The sequence below is a fragment of the Pseudoalteromonas sp. APC 3355 genome (assembly GCF_030407615.1).
Lineage (GTDB): Bacteria > Pseudomonadota > Gammaproteobacteria > Enterobacterales > Alteromonadaceae > Pseudoalteromonas > Pseudoalteromonas distincta.
In genome coordinates, this window is the sequence record NZ_JASDDB010000003.1 from 128575 (window position 1) to 145398 (window position 16824).

Sequence of the window (16824 nt, forward strand, 5' to 3'; positions counted from 1 at the left end):
AGCTAAACTTAGAAAGAGTGCTAGAAGCTTATGGCGTCTGCTCTCTTGTATGAATAACGTTACGCCAATAGTTTCAAGTTATAACTAAGAGAACCAACTGCCTTTCTTACTTAATACAGAGTAAGTTATTAGAATAGAGATGACAGCTAAACCTAGCCCTACAAATATGTTATGAAATGATATGTATGTAGCGCAAATTAATGTCACGCCACAACTCATTTTTATGGCAATATTTTTGTTTGATTTTAACTTGAACACATTTGACATACTAATAACTCCTTTTATTACATTGCAGGTTTATTGAAGGATACTTTTCTTTTTCACGCTGGATTATCCTTATTTTATGAGCTTCTATTAATAGCAAATTGTATATATTATTACCAATTATAAATATTATGCTTGGTGGATTATTATATTGTGAATAATAGGACTGATTAGTTGTTAAATATCATTTGAATGCCCATTAACCGCCGCCTTTAACTTAAATCAAATCAAATCACCTCAGCTCAACACCCTTTAATATATTTCATGTGCATTTTATAACCAAGAAGTGCTAGCTTAGTGGTAAATTAATTGAAGGAAATAATTATGAAATTAGAGTCATTAGCACTGCACCACGGTTACGAATCTGAGGCAACGACCAAGTCGGCAGCTGTGCCTATCTATCACACTTCTTCTTATACATTTGATAATACGCAGCATGGCGCTGATTTATTCGATTTAAAAGTACCTGGAAATATTTACACCCGCATAATGAACCCAACTAATGCCGTACTTGAACAACGTATTGCTGCAATGGAAGGGGGTATTGGTGGGCTAGCCGTGGCCTCTGGGATGGCCGCTATTACGTATGCTATTCAATGCTTGTGTGAAGTCGGTACTAACATTGTAAGCACCAGCCAAGTATATGGTGGTACGTATAACTTATTTGCACATACCTTACCTAGGCAAGGTATTGAAGCACGCATGATTAAAGCCGATGACTTTACCGCGTTCGAGAATGCAATTGACGACAACACTCGCGCTGTTTTTTGTGAATCTATTGGTAATCCGGCAGGTAATATTGTTGATATTGAACGTTTAGCACGTATTGCACATAGCAAAGGTGTGCCGCTTATTGTTGATAATACCGTGGCTACGCCGTATTTATGCCGCCCATTTGAGCTGGGCGCAGATATAGTGGTTCACTCACTTACAAAGTATATAAACGGGCACGGTACTGCTATTGGCGGCATGATTGTCGACTCAGGAAAATTTGATTGGAAAGCGAATGCTACACGTTTTGCAATGATGAACGAGCCCGATCCGTCGTATCACAATGTGGTTTATACCGAAGCTTTTGCTGAAGCTGCATTTATTGGTCGCTGCAGAGTAGTACCACTTAGAAATACTGGCGCAGCGCTTGCCCCTAAAAACGCATCTGACATTTTAATCGGCCTTGAAACCTTAGGCTTAAGAATGGATCGCCACTGCGAAAATGCACAGCACTTGGCTGAGTATTTAGAAAATCATCCAAAAGTACTTTGGGTTAATTACGCAGGATTAAAATCAAGCCCGTATAACGAAATGAGCCAAAAAATCACCAGTGGTAAAGCATCCGGTATTTTAAGTTTTGGTATTGCTGGTGGCCTAGAAGCGGGTACTCGTTTTATTGATGCGCTAAACATGATTTTACGCTTAGTTAATATTGGCGATGCCAAGTCGCTTGCGTGCCATCCTGCGTCAACCACACACCGCCAATTAAATGATGAAGAGCTTGCTAATGCGGGTGTAAGTCGCGATTTAATCCGTTTATCGGTTGGTATTGAAAACATTGCTGACATAATTGCCGATGTAAGCCAAGCGCTCGATAAAGCATAGTTACCTCACTACCTTTCATAAAAACTTTAAAGCATAAAAAGCGTTAGTTGAAAATAAACTATCGTTTTTTATGCTTTTCTAAAACCAATTAACAAGTATACCCCCTTATTTTATATACCTTTTTTATAAAACCTCCCTAAGAATTTTATATTTCTATCGTTTGTTTTTCATTCAAATGTCAATTTTGTATTGACACTAAGATTACTTACTACTACATTTGTAACAGTACCACTACAAGTGTAGTAATAGGAGCGACAATGAAACTTAGTGATTTTGAAATGGATATTATGCAGCTGCTCTGGCAGGAAGAACCCTGTACTGCGAGTCAACTACATAAAGTGCTTTTAGCTGATAAGCAAAAAGATAAAAAAGTAGCCTATACAACAGTTAAAACTATTGTAGATAGGTTAGAACACAAAGGGGCGATTGAGCGCTGTGGACATGAAGGGCGAGCTATTGTTTTTAGAACAATCGTGACTCAAGACACATTATCGGGGCAAGCTATGCCTAGTTTTATGCAACGATTTTTTAAAGGTAATTCTCGTAGTTTAATCGCCCACTTTATCAAAGAAGAAAAGCTAAATGATGAAGATATAGAATATTTACAAACGCTTTTAAAAAATAAGAAGTTAGATTAAAGGAGAGGGTAATGACGGATTATTTACTAACTTGCACACTTATTAGCTTATGTATTTTGCTTACAGTAAAAGGACTAAAAAATGCCCCAGCACGATTAAACTTTTACATTTTAATGACTGCCTTGGTATGTTGGTTTGTCCCTTGGCAGTACTTTTCCCAGTTATCGTTATTTGAAGGGGAAAATCGTTACACATTCAACGTGGCGCAATTGATTCCCGATGTTAAAGCATTAATACCAAGCGCTGAACAAGTAACAAAAGGCGAGTTACAAACCGATATGAGTATATGGGACTTTTTACCATCACTTAATAATGTTTTTATGGTTTTAGTATTAGCTGGTTTTGGATTGTTTTCATTACGCATGAGCCTTTATGTAAAGCTTATAAAAAACTTATACATTAACTCAAAGCCAAGTCCTGAACTTAAACACATTAACAATCAGTATCCAATTAGACTAACAACCCATACAGAACCTGCTTTTGCTACCGGGTTAATAAAGCCTGTTATTTGGCTAGAGTCGACGATGGTAAATCGTGAAGAATTAGATTCAGTCATTCAACACGAAGTAACTCATTTACAACAAGGCGATATTTATTGGACGTGGCTTATTTGTTTTATAGAAAGCGTTTTTTGGTGGAATCCTATTTGCCTAAAGTTAACTGGTTTAGCAAAAGAGCAACTCGAACTTAGCTGTGATGAGTTGTGTATGCAAAAGCTAAAAGGTAAATACCAATTGGATTTAGCAAGTTTATTGCTACAAGAGCAAAATGCTAAAAGCTCGCCTAACTTTTTTACCCCCCCACTTTTGAATATTGCTCATTCAAAGAGCTTTAATATTCAGAGGATCAAAATGTTAAACAAGGAAAAAACAATGAAAAGTAAATATTTGGTTATGGTTGCGGCGGCAATGTCTTTTAGTGCTTTAGCTGCAGCGCAAATTGTAGATGGTAGTTCAGATAACAAGCAGCCAAGTAATAATACGTCTCAGGCTCCTGTTAAAAGTGAAGAATATAAACAACAACTTGCACAGCTTCTAAAAAGTGCTGCTGGGGCAAAAAGTGATACCCCTGAACTGTTAAACCAAGCTGCGCAAGGCATTCAAGATTGGCACTTGAATAGAGACAAACTTACGGGGTTTGAAGAAGCTGAAATCAAGCTACAAAGCTTTAGGCTGCTAAATCACGTTTACTCTAAACTTGAGCAATATGAAGACATATTGAGTGCTTACGAAAAATGGTACGAGCCGGGCAGTAACCCACCTTACTTCTTAAAAAATTCACTAGCAACGGCCTATATACAGCTAGGGCGTTATGAGCTTGCTGTTGCAGAGCTTGAAGATTTATCAAAACAGCTTGAAGGTAAGCTGCATGTTGGCTCTGCTGATAACTTAGCACTGGCATACATTTACCTTGATGATTACGATAAAGCATTAAAAACCTTAGAGCAGGTTGATGCAAAAGACGATGTATACGGCAATATCCTTAAATATTATGTTTATGATAAACAAAATAACCGTAAAAAGATGGATGAAATCAAAAGTAAAATCCCAGAAGCATTTGCAGTTACCCCCGCGTTATTACCACAAAGCGGCCTACCTGGTTCGCAATTGTTGAGATTACTATAAATACACGCTGTAATGAGGCTCAGTTTTTGAGCCTCTATTTAACAATTAGTTACTACTTTAAATCTGCTCGTGGTGTTTCTAAAATCGCTTTTTTTTCATCTTCAGATAATATTATCCAATCAAAAATTTCTTCGTTGGTACGCCCACACCCGGTGCAGTAACCGCTGCGCCTTTCGCATATTCCTAGGCAATCAGTTTTAAATTTAGATGGTTTTTTGTTTTGATTTAATTGGCGCATTATTAAAGTCCTAATGGTGGTGCAATTTCAAAGCGAGAAGAAAACCCGTTACCTTCTTGATTAGTAGCAAGTGTAATGACAGGGGTTTTAGTATCAAGTACAAAGGTGCTGTAAATTGAACTTGCTGTTTCTTTTTGGCTTTCCAACCAACCTGTTTCGGTTAAGCATTGGCGCAATTGCTTAGCCAGTTTTTGATGAGACTTTATTGTTTGCGTTTGTGTTTTAACAGGTGTTTGGCATTGGTAGCTTGCTTGCTCTGACTTATTTAAAGTAACCGTACAGTTTGCTCCAATCATATGAGTATTCGTACGCCATTGATTAGTAAACTGGTTATTTATTTTATCTGTTTTAATTGAATTAAAACCAGACTCGTAACTGCTTATAAGGTTATTTATGGTGCTGCATTCGTTGGGTGTTACTGTGGTTTTTACAGACTGATTCGTTGTAGTAGTAGTGGTTGTTGTAGTTGTAGTCTGATTAGTTTTGCTGGTACAGCCCGCTAAAATAAACGCGACAATAGAAGGAATAATATAGTTTTTCATGTTTCACAGTAACCGATTAATTTAGCCACGCACTATATCACACGTGATTTACTGTAAAAATAAAAAGGCCCATATAAATATGAGCCCTCTTTGTTAGTCACAACTAATGCTATTTATGGCGACCTTGCAAGCATTTAACTACATCTTCAAGGGCTAAGCCTTGGCGTTGTAGTAATACTGTCAGGTGATAAATTAAATCAGCAGATTCGTTTGTTAGCTCATCGTTATCGTGTTTCATAGCGGCAAGGGCAACTTCTACGCCTTCTTCACCTACTTTTTGACAGCTACGGCTTAAGTCTTTTGCAAATAATGACGCTGTGTAGCTTTTTTCAGGGTCGTCGTTTTTACGCGCAACAATCACATCTTCTAACTGTGCTAAAAAGCTTAAACTTGGTTTTGCTTCATCACCAAAACAGCTTTGTGTGCCTAAGTGACACGTTGGGCCTTCTGGGTTGGCAAGTACTAAAATTGAGTCGTAGTCACAATCGGTATGCACAGATACTACGTTTAAGTAGTTTTCTGATGACTCGCCTTTAGTCCATAAACGCGATTTTGAACGCGAGTAAAACGTTACCTTATTGGTATCAAGCGTAACAGCGAGTGCTTCGCTGTTCATAAAGCCTTGCATTAAAATAACACCAGAGCGGGCATCTTGAATAATAGCAGGGATCATGTCACTTTTAGCGAAATCGACCTGAGCTTGGTTTTGTTGTGTTACTTGCATAATCTTGCTGCCACTTGGTTATCTGTTAAAAATTGTTTTAGTTCGCCAATGTTAATCACATTTTTATGAAAAACGCTGGCGGCTAATGCACCATCTACTTTGCTTTGTTTAAATACATCAACAAAATCTTGCATACTACCCGCACCGCCAGAGGCGATTAAAGGAATGTCACACAGCTCGCGAATTTTACTTAGTTGCTCGTTGTCGTAACCGTTACGAACGCCATCTTGGTTCATACAGTTTAATACAATTTCGCCTGCGCCTAAGTCTTGTACGCGTTTAACCCATTCTTGTGTTTTATAGCGCGTACGGCTTGATGCATTAGGATCGCCGGTTAATTGATACACTAAATACTCGCCGGTAATTTCATCAAAAAAGCTGTCAATGCCGACTACAACACATTGCTTACCAAACTCATCGTGTAATTCTTTAATAAGTTCAGGACGCGCAATAGCAGGGCTGTTAATACTTATTTTGTCAGCGCCGCGCTCAAGTACACGCGCTGCATCAGCCACTGATTTAATACCGCCCGCTACACAAAATGGAATATCGATATTACGTGCAATGCTCTCTACCCAATTCACATCGAGTAGGCGTTTTTCAACGCTTGCACTGATTTCGTAAAAAACCAGTTCATCGGCGCCAGCTTCGCTGTAGGCTTTAGCCATTGTTAAAATATCGCCAACTATTTCATGGCCTTTAAACTTAACGCCTTTAACTACTTGGCCGTCTTTAACGTCTAAACATGGGATTATGCGTTTTGATAACATGCCAGTGCCTCCTCAACGCTAAATGCGCCATCAAGCAATGATTTACCTAAAATAACGCCGCCCACACCCAGCTCTTTAAGCTTTTTAATGTCATCTAGTGAGCTTACGCCCCCTGAGGCTTGCACTTTAATTGTGCTGTTATGGCGAGTTAAATCTTCATATAATTCAAACGATGGGCCCGTCATGGTGCCATCTTTACTGATGTCCGTACATAAAAAGTCGATAACACCTAAGCCCACGTAAAAATCAACCAGCTCAAGTAAACCAAACTCAGATTCACTTAACCAACCGTGTGTTGCTGGCGCCCAGCCCGTGGCTGTTTTATTTACATCAAGGGCAATTACAAAATGCTCTGCGCCAAATTGCTCAATCCAGGCTTTTACTTGTTCGCGTTTTTCTACTGCCATTGAACCAATAACAACTTGGTTTGCACCGGCTTTTAGCCAATCACTTACATCTTGCTCCGAGCGAATACCACCGCCCACTTGGTACGGTACGTTAAGTGCTTTGGTTGCAGCTTGAATATGTTTCCACTGTTTTTTACTTGGATCGCGTGCACCTTCTAAATCTACAAGGTGTAGTTTACCTGCGCCACTGTCGGCGTATTCTTTTAAACGCGCGCCAAGTTCGAAAGGGTAAAACTGTGCTGTGTCGTATTTACCTTGGTACAAGCGCACAATTTGATTTTGTAATACGTCTAATGCTGGAATAATCACAAATAATCTCTTTTTTGTTAGTTAATGGGCAGCTTATAACTGCCAATCAACAAAATTTTGTAATAAACGTGCGCCAACTTTTGCGCTGCGCTCTGGGTGAAATTGCATGCCTGCGTAATTGTCTTTAGCAACGATGGCTGAAAAGGTTTGACCATATTCGCCGCTCACTAGTGTGGCGTCGTTTACGGTGTGCGCAAAGCTGTGAACAAAATACACTTGCTCATCAAGCGTTAGCCCTTTAGTTAATGCATGCTCTTTGTTAACGCTTAAGTTATTCCAACCCATATGCGGCGACGTTAAATTGCCTACATCAAGCGCTTTTACTTGCCCTGGTATTTTACCTAGGCACTGTACGTTACCTTCTTCGGTGCTTTCGCACAGTAACTGCATACCTAAACAAATACCCATAAGCGGGCGCTGGTATTCATTTATAGCTTGTTGCCAGCCGTTATCTACTAGGCGTTTCATAGCAACCGACGCGTGACCTACACCTGGCAATATAGCGCGCTCAAAACCCGCTAATTGCTCTGGTGAAGTAATAACTGTTGGCGTTTGGCCTAAGCGTTCAAACGCAAAGCGTACTGAATTTATATTGGCACAACCGGTATTAATTATGGCAATCATAAACATCCCTTAGAGCTGGCTGTTTGTTGGGTCGTGTCTTGTGCAACTGCCATACGAAGAGCACGTGAAAACGCTTTAAATAAGCCTTCTACTTGGTGATGACAGTTACCGTCGCTTACCGATAAAATAAGGCTAATAGCGGCGTTATCACTTAAGCTTTTGAAAAAGTGCTCAACCATTTGCACGTCTAAGTCGCCTGCTTTTTCGCGGCTAAAGTTAGCGTTTAATACAAATGATGCACGGCCCGATAAATCAATTTGTGCTTCGGCTTTACACTCGTCCATAGGAAGCGCAAAACCATAGCGTGCAATTTGCGATTTAGTGCCAAGCGCTTGTTTAAGTGCAACACCAAGAGCAATACCAATGTCTTCAACAAGGTGGTGCTCATCTATGTGTAAATCGCCTTTGGCTTTAATGTTTAAACCAATGTTTGCGTGCGTGCGAATTTGATCAAGCATGTGATCAAAAAAGCCAAGACCGGTGTCTATGCTGCCATTTTTAGTTTGATCTAAGTTTATGGCTACATCAATTTGGGTTTCTTTAGTGTTGCGTGTAACACGACCTTCGCGGTTTGCGGTAGTCAATTTTGTCACTATCGCACTCCAATCGCCGTCGTATAAAATACCTTCACAACATAAGTTTTGAGCAAGGCCAATATCGGTCTGGCGATCGCCAATAACAAAAGAGCGCGCTAAGTCTACTTTGCCAGAGCGCATAAGCTCGGTAAGTAAGCCCGTTTTAGGTTTACGGCAATCACAGTTTTGCTCATCAAAGTGTGGGCAAATTAATACTTCGTCAAAGCTAATGCCTTGGCTTTGCATTATGTCCATCATTTTGTCTTGTGCTATGTCAAAATCAGCAGTAGGAAAGCTATCTGTGCCTAAACCATCTTGGTTAGACACCATTACTAAACGGTAACCTGCGGCTTGTAATTGTAATAACGCAGGAATAACACCAGGTAAAAATGCTAGCTTTTCAAGGCTATCTACCTGTTTGTCGGTAATTGGCTCTTCAATAATAGTGCCGTCGCGGTCTATAAATAAATAGGGGTTACTCATGATACTTCGTTTCCTGCTAAAGATGCTGCGGTAGCCGGCGTTTGTAAGCCATCTAACCAAATTTTTACTTGTTCAAGTTCTTGTTCACTGCCAATTGAAATTCGTAGCCAGTCGTCTTCACCGTATAGTGTAAAAGCGCGCATAACTAAACCTTGCTCAAGTGCAATTTTAAAGTAGTTTTTATCGGCTAATTTTAAAGTAACAAAGTTACCTTCACCAGTGAGAATTTTTAATGCAGCAGGGGAGGCGTTTAGCCAATCTACCAACTTAGCTTTTAAGCTATTTAAAATAGTAACTTGGCGGCGCATTGATGTAATTGCATCGGGTGCAATTGCTTGCGCTGCAATACTTGCTACTACGCCAGATACCGGATACGGCGCAATGACTTTACGAATTGGCGCTAGTACGCTCACTTGTGCAAGCGTAAAGCCCGTTCTGAGCCCCGCTAGCGCAAAGGCTTTAGAAAGCGTGCGCACAACCACTACATTACTAAACTCATTAATAAGTTTTGTGGCACTTTGCTCTGGGCAAAACTCTATATAGGCTTCGTCAACAATAACCAGTGCTTTACCCATAAGTGCTGTTGCAATCGCTTTTACTTTATCAAGTGGTGTTAGGCTACCCGTTGGATTATTTGGGTTACAAATAAATACCAGTTTTGAGCTGCCAACAGCTGCAACTATTTCGTCAGCACTGCCATTTAATAATAATTCTTGGGTAAGCGCGTTAATACTAACATTGTGTGTATCGGCGGTAACTTTGTACATACCGTAGGTTGGTAAAAATAGCGCAATACTATCTTTTGCTGGCTCACAGTATGTGCGCACTAAAAGCTCAATGCCTTCATCTGCGCCGCGCGTCATTAATACATTTTCGCTTTCAAGTTCTGTATAAGCGGCGTAACGGTCAATAACCAGTTGCGGTTGTGGGTCGGGGTAGCGATTTAAATCCTCAATACTAAGTTCAAGATTTTTAGCATACGGGCTTTCGTTAGCATTTAGCCACGTAGTACCGGTTAGCTTTTCACTTTTTGCAGAGCTGTATGCAGCAAGGGCTGCAATATTCTTAGGTAATAAGCTAGACGCTTGTGCGCTCTCATTGCTCATTTTTAATTGCCTCTAAACGAATTGAAACCGCATTAGCGTGGGCATCAAGGCCTTCTGCATCTGCAAGTGGTAAAATTGCTTTTGAAAGCTGCGTTAAACCACTTTTAGTAATTGTTTGCACTGTGTATGTACGGAAAAAATCAAGCAAGTTTAAACTCGAGTAAGTTGCACTGTAACCATATGTTGGTAACACGTGGTTAGTACCCGATGCGTAATCGCCTGCAGATTCCGGTGTGTAGTCACCTACAAATACTGAGCCTGCATTTTTAACTTTATCTAGATAAGGTGTTGCATCGCCTAGTTGTAAAATTAAGTGCTCTGGGCCGTATTGCGCCGATACGTCAAATGCTTGCTCAACTGAATCAACTAAAATAAGTGAAGAATTAGCGAGCGCTTGCTCGGCTGTTTCTTTACGGCTCAAATTAGCTAACTGGCGTGTAAGTGCCTGCTGAGTTTGTTCTATAATACTTTCGCTGTTACATAATAAAATAACTTGCGAGTCTGCGCCGTGCTCTGCTTGTGAGAGTAAATCGGCGGCTATAAATTCTGGGTTTGCACGTTCATCTGCAATAACTAATACTTCAGAAGGACCTGCTGGCATGTCAATTGCCATACCTGGGATAGTTTGCGCAACGAGCTGTTTCGCCATTGTTACGAAGCTATTACCTGGGCCAAAAATTTTGTTTACTTTAGGAACCGATTCGGTGCCATAAGCCATTGCTGCAATTGCGCCTGCGCCACCACTTTCTATCAAAGTAGCAATGCCACATAACTTAGCTGCATATAAAATAGCAGGGTTAATTGCTTTATCACCTTGTACCGGTGTAGCTAGTACAACGGTTTTAGCGCCGCTTAACTGTGCTAATACACCTTGCATAATAACCGACGATGGCAGTGGTGCACTGCCACCGGGTACATAAATACCGACTGCTTCGATGGCTTGATATTTCAGTTCACATACAACGCCTGGTTGGGTTGATAATTTAATATCTTTTGGCAACTGCGCTTCGTGAAAACGTTTAACATTTGCATAAGCGGTGTCAATTGCGTATTTAAGCTCAGCACTTAGTGCTTGCTCAGATGCGTTAATTTCATCTAGCGGTACGCGCAAACGTGGGTTAGCTCTATTATCAAACTCTTTGGCCATGCTAAGTAAGGCCTCATCGCCTTGCTCTTTTACATTAGCTAAAATAGTTTTGCATATTGCTTCAACCTTTGCGCTTACAGAAACTGCAGGGCGCATTAGCGCCGCTGCTTGTACTTGTGAAGATTCCTCATTCCAACGAAGCATGGTACTTACTCCATCATTTTTTCAATTGGCATAACTAAAATAGAGTTAGCGCCTAGGGCTTTTAACTGCTCCATTGTTTCCCAAAATAATGTTTCGCTGCTTACCATGTGCAGTGCTACGTATTCTTCATTACCCGCAAGGGCAAGTAGAGTCGGTTGACCAGAACCAGGTAAAATTTCACAAATTTCATCAAGTTTGTTTTTTGGTGCGTGTAGCATGATGTATTTGCTTTCTTTAGCTTGTCTAACACCACGTAGGCGCGGCATAAGCTTATTGATTAGTGCTAGTTTGTCAGCGTCTTGCAGATCTTTATTTTGAATTAAACATGCGTTTGATTCTAAAATTGTATCACCTTGAATTAAGCCGTTAGCTTCAAGTGTTGCGCCAGTAGATACTAAATCACAAATTGCATCAGATAAACCTGCACGTGGTGCTACTTCAACAGAGCCAGTAAGCATTACTGTACTTGCGTTGATGCCTTCGCGCTTTAACCACTGAGTTAAAATTTCTGGGTAGGTAGTTGCAATACGTTTGCCTTCAAACCAGCTCTTATCGCGAGCGCCTAGCTCTTGTGGCCATGCAAGTGCAAGACGACAGTAACCAAAATCTAGTTTTGAAAGTTTGTTTACTTCGCTTGGAACACCTTGGCGTTCACGTTCTGCTTGAACTTCTACTAGTACGTTTTCGCCAACAATACCTAAATCACATACACCGTCCATTACTAAACCAGGAATATCGTCATCGCGCACACGTAGTACGTCAATTGGCATATTAGTTGAGTGTGCAATTAAGCGTTGTTCACGAAGGTTAAGCTTAACACCTAACTGTTTTAACAGATCTTGACAATCTTTAGATAGGCGGCCGCCTTTTTGGATGGCGATACGTAGACGATTTGTGTTACTCATTATTCATTTTCCTTTAATTTAAAAACTAAAAACCCCGAGGGGAACCTCAGGGCGAAAATGAATCAATGTTTTTTGAATCGCCAGAGGTTCCTTTTAGGAATAACCTCTCAGCGAAAGACCTGACAGGTTATTCCGATGAATGGTGGTGATGATGTACTGTTGTCAGGTTTAAGCGCATTTTTTATCCTATTTAACTGCTCGTTGTTATAGTAACGTTCAGTTGTTATCTGTTTAAATAAATTTCGCATTCATAAAAACATAAACAGCCATATTATGGCAAGTTTTTTTTAGCTTAATTAAAGCATATCTTATAACTGTCGATAATATTAAGAAGGAAAGTGCAATTTTTGCATATATTTGTTTGTTTATTAGCCAAACCAAGCGTTTAGATAATTTAACAGTAAACTAAGGAAGTGTGTATGGATATCATGATTCCTTATTTAGGAAGAATAACCAGACTAGAAGTTGAGTCAAAAAGTGCTTTTCATATTGCGGGTGTGCAAAGTGGATCGGCCGCTGAAAAAGTTGAGCTAGAGAATAAAAAAAGGCGTGAGCTACAAAAAAAGAAAAAGTTCAATATGCTTGATGATCAAAATAGTAAAAAAAAGTCTAACGTAGAGGATGACGAAAACCCCCATTTAGATACATGGGCATAGGTTACAGTTACTGTATATTGCTAGAATTATAAAAGGGAAGCCTAGGGCGTGTTGATCTTTGAGGATTAAAATTTGTTCAATCTAGGGGCGATTTAATCGCGGCGCGAGGTTTGTAACCTAGTGGGCTAAGTAAAAACCGAGCAACAAAGAGTTAATCGTCCCTAGAAAGAACCCAAAGGGCAGCGTATGTTTGGTATTTATGCTGCGTTATCGCCTATTTATGGGGAATAACCACACTACATAGGCTCTGCCTTGCCTGAAAACCAAACATACTGCTGCAAATTCAACCTCGGAAGGTCAACACGCCCTAGTAAATAGACTTCCCTTTTTCTGTTGAACTAATTAGTTCTGACTTTTACTTTTTAATATATAAAAGCTAAATATAGCGAACACACATACCTGAGCTACAATACCTTGCCATGTCGACTTAATACCAAGCCATGCTATATCAAAGCTCATTGGTAGCGAAGCAATACCTATTATATCGGCCTCTTGTAATGCAATAACGGCTTTGCCCATAAGCACAAACGAGAGTGCAAATAATAGGTAAGTGGTAATTGCAAAAAACTTAGCAACCGGTAATTTAATTGAGTACTTAATTAATACCCACGTAATAATAGCCAGTATTGCTATAGCTATCGCAAAACCCGATGCAATAGATGAATATTGAGCAGGCGAGCTTTGCGTTAATAAAGACTGATAAAACAATACGGTTTCGAATACTTCACGGTATACGGCAATAAAAGAAAGCCCCGCTAATCCCCAAAGTGTTCCCGACTCAAGACGCTTATCTATATTGTCTTTTATATATTTTTGCCATTGTTGCGCACTTGTTTTACTGTGCATCCATACGCCAACATACAGTAAAATTACAGCGGCAAACAATGCACCAGCACCTTCCATAACTTCGCGACTTGCACCACTTATTTCTATTAATGTTTGCGCAGCAGCCCATGTTAAGCCACCGGCAATAAGTGCTGTTACCCAGCCAATATGTACGTATTTAAGCGCATCTTGACGTTTCGTTTTAATAAGCACAGTCATAAGGGCAATTATAACTAAGAGTGCCTCTAAGCCTTCTCGCAGTAATATTATTAAACTCGCTGAAAGTAGGGCGCCATCAGTTAGCTTGGTTTCGTTTAGCATGCTATCTGCTTTAGCGAGTTGTGTTAGTGCTGCACTTACTTTTTCGGCAACGACGGCTGTATCTTTTTCGTTTTTGAATGTTTGGCGCAGGTTCATCAGTTGTACTTCGATGTTTTTACGCAGTGTTTCGTCGTAGGCATTTAAGTTGTTTTCAACAAGCTCAAAGCCATCTAAGTATGCGCTAATTGATAAATCACTTGCTTGTGAGTAATTGCCTTTAGCATGCGCGGCTTGCGCTGCAAGTAATTGCGTGCGAGTAACTGTTATCGGATTTTTGTTAGCGCTAAATAATTGCTCTGGATTACCACGAAGCCATTTAACGTAATGTGCTTGTGCTTCACTTTGACCTGCCGATAATTGTGCAGGGTTTAGGTTTACAATCTGTGAAGCGGTAATGTTTTGTTCTACATTTTGTGGTTTTTGAACATCTTTAAATGCCAAGCTACCTACATAAAAAGCTAAAGACCATCGTTGTTGTTCATTAAATTGGGTAAAAGCAACCATAGGCGTGTCGTCAATGCCGTTACTTACAGCGTCAAATAACCCCATTAATGAGCGGTTAGTTGCGCGTTCTTCATCGGTAAAGTTGGTAGGCTCTGGCGATAAATTTTTTGCAAGCGGACCGTCGCCTTGACCACTAGGGCCGTGACACATTGAGCAGTTAGTAGCAAAAAGCGCTTTAGTTTGCTCAACCGGAAGCAGCGATGTAGGTAACGATAGTTGTGGCATAAAAGTAAGCAGCGACTCACGAAGCGCTGAGCTTGCTGCACGTACATCGGCAACACTCGCTTTATTAGCAATAGCTGTATGCAGTGCTTTAGCTTGTGCCTTTACTGTATCAAACTCATTGGTTTGGCTTGATAGCTGTCCAGCTTGCTCAATAATGACGTGCGAAAACTCTGTCATTTCTTGATATTCGTCGGGGTCTAGTATTTCACCATTTCCAACAGCTGCCACGTAATCTACACCTACATACTCTGCAAGCTGTGCAATTTGTTTTATTTTTGTTTGCTCATTAGGAGAGGCCGACACATTAAAGCTTGCCATCGCCATTATAAAAAGCACAAAAAAACAATGAAATTGTCGTTTGCCCAGAGATACCAAATTAAAAAACACGTGAGAATTATTTTTGGACATTGAAAAGCCCTACAGAGGAAAAGCCAAAATTATAATTGTTTTCATTTGCATTTCAAGCGGATTAATTTAAACAAAGAAGATAAATAAAAAGGATAACAATTTATAGAACTTTAAAGTGTTTTTGTAACACGTGAGTAACAGTAACCAAGTGATTTATATAATAACTTGGTTACTGAGTTGATTGCTCACAAAGCATTTATTACTTTGCTTGCTCAGCTGACTTAATGCTGCTTTGAATAAGCGGCGAAATAGTTAAGCCTTGTACAATAATAGAAAATATAACCACAACGTAGGTAACAATAACGATTAGGTTATGTAGGTCAGAGCCGCCTACAAAAACTTGCTCGCGTGGTATTGCTGCCGCCATTGCCAGAGCAAGGCCACCGCGTAGCCCACCCCAGGTTAAAATTTTAACACTGTGTTTATCGTAACTTCTAAAGCGTTTAAAGATAACAAAGGGTGCGCCTACGCTAATAAAGCGTGCTAGTAATACTGCAGGTACCATCAGTAAGCCTAAGCCAATTTCACCAAGCGTGATTGGCATCGTCACTATTAGCATACCTATTATTAAAAACAGTAGGGCATTTAAAAAGCTATCGGTTGCATGCCAAAAATCTTTTACGTAACGAGTGTCTTCAGGCCCCGTGCGCTCAGTTGCTTTAGTACGAGTAATGTTACCCATCAATATGCCACTCGTAACCATGGCAAGTGCGCCTGATATTTCCCAAATATTTGCAGCAGCAAAACCTGCGGTAGGAATAGTTAAGGTTATCAATAAGCGAATGTTTACATCGCGGCTGTTAATAATTAAAAAGTGGCCAACCAAAGCGATAACCAAACCAAACGCAATGCCGCCTAGGGCGTCTACAAAAAAGAGTTCTGCTATATCGCCAAATTGTGCATCGGTGCCATAAAAGGCAACCGAAAAAATGGTCGTAAATATTACTAAACCAATACCGTCGTTAAATAGCGACTCACCTTCTACTTGAACTGAGATTCCTTCTGGCGCTCGCATTTGTTTAATAATAGCAAGTACAGCAATAGGGTCGGTTGGGCTAATAAGCGCGCCAAATAATAAACAGTATATAAACGGTACATCAAAGCCAAATAAGGCAAATAGATAAAAACTTAAATAACCGACTATAAAAGTGGAAGCAATAGTAGAAAATAGCACTAGTGCGGTTATTTCCCAGCGCTGTTTACGAAGCGCCATAAGGTTAATTTCCAATGCGCCAGCATAAAGTAAAAATCCGAGCATACCTTTGAGTAATAACTCGTTAAAGTTAATACTGGAAACAATTTGGGTCATGGCTAACGCATTTTGATCGCCTAATAATTTAACGGCAATAATCAATAATAAAGAAATAACAACTGAGCCTGTAGTAATGGCAATTGTAGTTTGCATTTTGAGGATATATTGGTTTGCAAAAGCAATAAAAATTGCAATGGCAGAGAGAAAACAAATGAGATACCAAGCATTCATTGGCTAACCTTACTATTTTTTTAACGACACACGAAAAAGAGGATTATAAACCCGCGTATGGTACTCCTGTAATATTTCAGAGTCACAGTTTTTATGCCTAAATATAGCTTTTAATACTGATTATTTTTAGTAAGAGTTAATAGAAAATTAGGCTTTGTAAATATTGTCATTATTAAATTAAATGCACGTTATAAATACACGGTGTATTGTAAAATCGAATGATTAATCTCACTATTAAAGTGCGTATTAATTCGTAAAGTAAAAGTGGGTTTTGTAATTACTTGCCCTTAATGCTTTGCTTACGT

Annotated in this window: 16 protein-coding genes; 4 read left to right on the forward strand and 12 right to left on the reverse strand. The window is 39.8% G+C overall.

The features are described from left to right. Positions 1-588: 588 nt before the first annotated feature. The 3 genes from QMA08_RS07040 to QMA08_RS07050 all read left to right on the forward strand — a co-directional run bounded on the left by QMA08_RS07040 (position 589) and on the right by QMA08_RS07050 (position 4123). Positions 589-1860 carry an aminotransferase class I/II-fold pyridoxal phosphate-dependent enzyme gene (locus QMA08_RS07040; protein WP_290174035.1) on the forward strand — a complete coding sequence of 424 codons (1272 nt, stop codon included), beginning with the start codon at positions 589-591 and terminating at the stop codon, positions 1858-1860. A gap of 257 nt (positions 1861-2117) precedes the next feature. After that, the gene (locus QMA08_RS07045) at positions 2118-2498 is read left to right on the forward strand and encodes a BlaI/MecI/CopY family transcriptional regulator (RefSeq protein WP_004586391.1); all 381 of its coding nucleotides are present in this window, start codon (positions 2118-2120) and stop codon (positions 2496-2498) included. A gap of 11 nt (positions 2499-2509) precedes the next feature. Continuing rightward, on the forward strand, positions 2510-4123 hold the full coding sequence (locus tag QMA08_RS07050; protein WP_290174036.1) for a M56 family metallopeptidase: 1614 nt from the start codon (positions 2510-2512) through the stop codon (positions 4121-4123). 52 nt (positions 4124-4175) lie between these two features. Here QMA08_RS07050 and QMA08_RS07055 read toward each other — a convergent pair whose 3' ends face one another. From QMA08_RS07055 to hisG, 10 genes are all read right to left on the reverse strand, one after another. Further along, a complete protein-coding gene (locus tag QMA08_RS07055; protein ID WP_149603692.1) occupies positions 4176-4361 on the reverse strand; it encodes a DUF1289 domain-containing protein in 186 nt (61 codons plus the stop codon). Positions 4362-4363: 2 nt separating this feature from the next. Beyond that, positions 4364-4903: a hypothetical protein gene (locus QMA08_RS07060; protein WP_290174037.1), complete on the reverse strand. Its 540-nt coding sequence runs from the start codon at positions 4901-4903 to the stop codon at positions 4364-4366. A 109-nt stretch (positions 4904-5012) separates the two neighbouring features. After that, the gene (gene hisIE / locus QMA08_RS07065; RefSeq protein ID WP_007376299.1) at positions 5013-5627 is read right to left on the reverse strand and encodes a bifunctional phosphoribosyl-AMP cyclohydrolase/phosphoribosyl-ATP diphosphatase HisIE; all 615 of its coding nucleotides are present in this window, start codon (positions 5625-5627) and stop codon (positions 5013-5015) included. Beyond that, positions 5618-6397: an imidazole glycerol phosphate synthase subunit HisF gene (gene hisF / locus QMA08_RS07070; protein ID WP_002960269.1), complete on the reverse strand. Its 780-nt coding sequence runs from the start codon at positions 6395-6397 to the stop codon at positions 5618-5620. Before hisF ends, hisIE begins: the two co-directional genes overlap by 10 nt. Next, on the reverse strand, positions 6379-7113 hold the full coding sequence (locus tag QMA08_RS07075; protein ID WP_010552951.1) for a 1-(5-phosphoribosyl)-5-[(5-phosphoribosylamino)methylideneamino] imidazole-4-carboxamide isomerase: 735 nt from the start codon (positions 7111-7113) through the stop codon (positions 6379-6381). The genes hisF and QMA08_RS07075 overlap by 19 nt, the downstream gene beginning before the upstream one ends. Before the next feature lie 33 nt (positions 7114-7146). Then, the gene (gene hisH / locus QMA08_RS07080; protein ID WP_002960265.1) at positions 7147-7737 is read right to left on the reverse strand and encodes an imidazole glycerol phosphate synthase subunit HisH; all 591 of its coding nucleotides are present in this window, start codon (positions 7735-7737) and stop codon (positions 7147-7149) included. After that, the gene (gene hisB, locus QMA08_RS07085) at positions 7734-8795 is read right to left on the reverse strand and encodes a bifunctional histidinol-phosphatase/imidazoleglycerol-phosphate dehydratase HisB (RefSeq protein ID WP_008138596.1); all 1062 of its coding nucleotides are present in this window, start codon (positions 8793-8795) and stop codon (positions 7734-7736) included. Before hisB ends, hisH begins: the two co-directional genes overlap by 4 nt. Then, on the reverse strand, positions 8792-9901 hold the full coding sequence (gene hisC, locus QMA08_RS07090; protein ID WP_290174038.1) for a histidinol-phosphate transaminase: 1110 nt from the start codon (positions 9899-9901) through the stop codon (positions 8792-8794). The genes hisB and hisC overlap by 4 nt, the downstream gene beginning before the upstream one ends. Beyond that, positions 9891-11192 (reverse strand): histidinol dehydrogenase, encoded by a 1302-nt coding sequence (gene hisD, locus QMA08_RS07095; RefSeq protein ID WP_290174039.1) that lies wholly within the window; start codon positions 11190-11192, stop codon positions 9891-9893. The genes hisC and hisD overlap by 11 nt, the downstream gene beginning before the upstream one ends. A gap of 5 nt (positions 11193-11197) precedes the next feature. Further along, positions 11198-12097, reverse strand: coding sequence for an ATP phosphoribosyltransferase (gene hisG / locus QMA08_RS07100; RefSeq protein WP_002960257.1), 900 nt, complete (start codon positions 12095-12097; stop codon positions 11198-11200). Between the two features lie 419 nt (positions 12098-12516). Here hisG and QMA08_RS07105 point away from each other — a divergent pair, with 419 nt between their 5' ends. Next, complete coding sequence (locus tag QMA08_RS07105; protein WP_290174040.1) at positions 12517-12753, forward strand: hypothetical protein; 237 nt, start codon at positions 12517-12519, stop codon at positions 12751-12753. A 342-nt stretch (positions 12754-13095) separates the two neighbouring features. Here the strand turns inward: QMA08_RS07105 and QMA08_RS07110 are convergent, their stop codons facing one another. Beyond that, positions 13096-14952, reverse strand: a complete 1857-nt coding sequence (locus QMA08_RS07110; RefSeq protein WP_356782708.1) for a cytochrome c/FTR1 family iron permease — start codon at positions 14950-14952, stop codon at positions 13096-13098. Between the two features lie 283 nt (positions 14953-15235). Then, positions 15236-16519, reverse strand: a complete 1284-nt coding sequence (locus QMA08_RS07115; RefSeq protein WP_024597348.1) for a sodium:proton antiporter — start codon at positions 16517-16519, stop codon at positions 15236-15238. Positions 16520-16824: the final 305 nt, after the last annotated feature.

Excerpts from the sequence above, each read along its gene's own strand:
- hisF (WP_002960269.1), bottom strand. The coding sequence starts at position 6,397 with ATGTTATCAAAACGCATAATCCCATGTTTAGACGTTAAAGACGGCCAA.
- QMA08_RS07110 (WP_356782708.1), bottom strand. The coding sequence starts at position 14,952 with ATGGCGATGGCAAGCTTTAATGTGTCGGCCTCTCCTAATGAGCAAACA.
- QMA08_RS07060 (WP_290174037.1), bottom strand. The coding sequence starts at position 4,903 with ATGAAAAACTATATTATTCCTTCTATTGTCGCGTTTATTTTAGCGGGC.
- QMA08_RS07055 (WP_149603692.1), bottom strand. The coding sequence starts at position 4,361 with ATGCGCCAATTAAATCAAAACAAAAAACCATCTAAATTTAAAACTGAT.
- hisIE (WP_007376299.1), bottom strand. The coding sequence starts at position 5,627 with ATGCAAGTAACACAACAAAACCAAGCTCAGGTCGATTTCGCTAAAAGT.
- QMA08_RS07050 (WP_290174036.1), top strand. The coding sequence starts at position 2,510 with ATGACGGATTATTTACTAACTTGCACACTTATTAGCTTATGTATTTTG.
- hisH (WP_002960265.1), bottom strand. The coding sequence starts at position 7,737 with ATGATTGCCATAATTAATACCGGTTGTGCCAATATAAATTCAGTACGC.
- QMA08_RS07115 (WP_024597348.1), bottom strand. The coding sequence starts at position 16,519 with ATGAATGCTTGGTATCTCATTTGTTTTCTCTCTGCCATTGCAATTTTT.
- hisG (WP_002960257.1), bottom strand. The coding sequence starts at position 12,097 with ATGAGTAACACAAATCGTCTACGTATCGCCATCCAAAAAGGCGGCCGC.
- hisC (WP_290174038.1), bottom strand. The coding sequence starts at position 9,901 with ATGAGCAATGAGAGCGCACAAGCGTCTAGCTTATTACCTAAGAATATT.
- QMA08_RS07045 (WP_004586391.1), top strand. The coding sequence starts at position 2,118 with ATGAAACTTAGTGATTTTGAAATGGATATTATGCAGCTGCTCTGGCAG.
- QMA08_RS07040 (WP_290174035.1), top strand. The coding sequence starts at position 589 with ATGAAATTAGAGTCATTAGCACTGCACCACGGTTACGAATCTGAGGCA.
- QMA08_RS07105 (WP_290174040.1), top strand. The coding sequence starts at position 12,517 with ATGGATATCATGATTCCTTATTTAGGAAGAATAACCAGACTAGAAGTT.
- hisB (WP_008138596.1), bottom strand. The coding sequence starts at position 8,795 with ATGAGTAACCCCTATTTATTTATAGACCGCGACGGCACTATTATTGAA.
- hisD (WP_290174039.1), bottom strand. The coding sequence starts at position 11,192 with ATGCTTCGTTGGAATGAGGAATCTTCACAAGTACAAGCAGCGGCGCTA.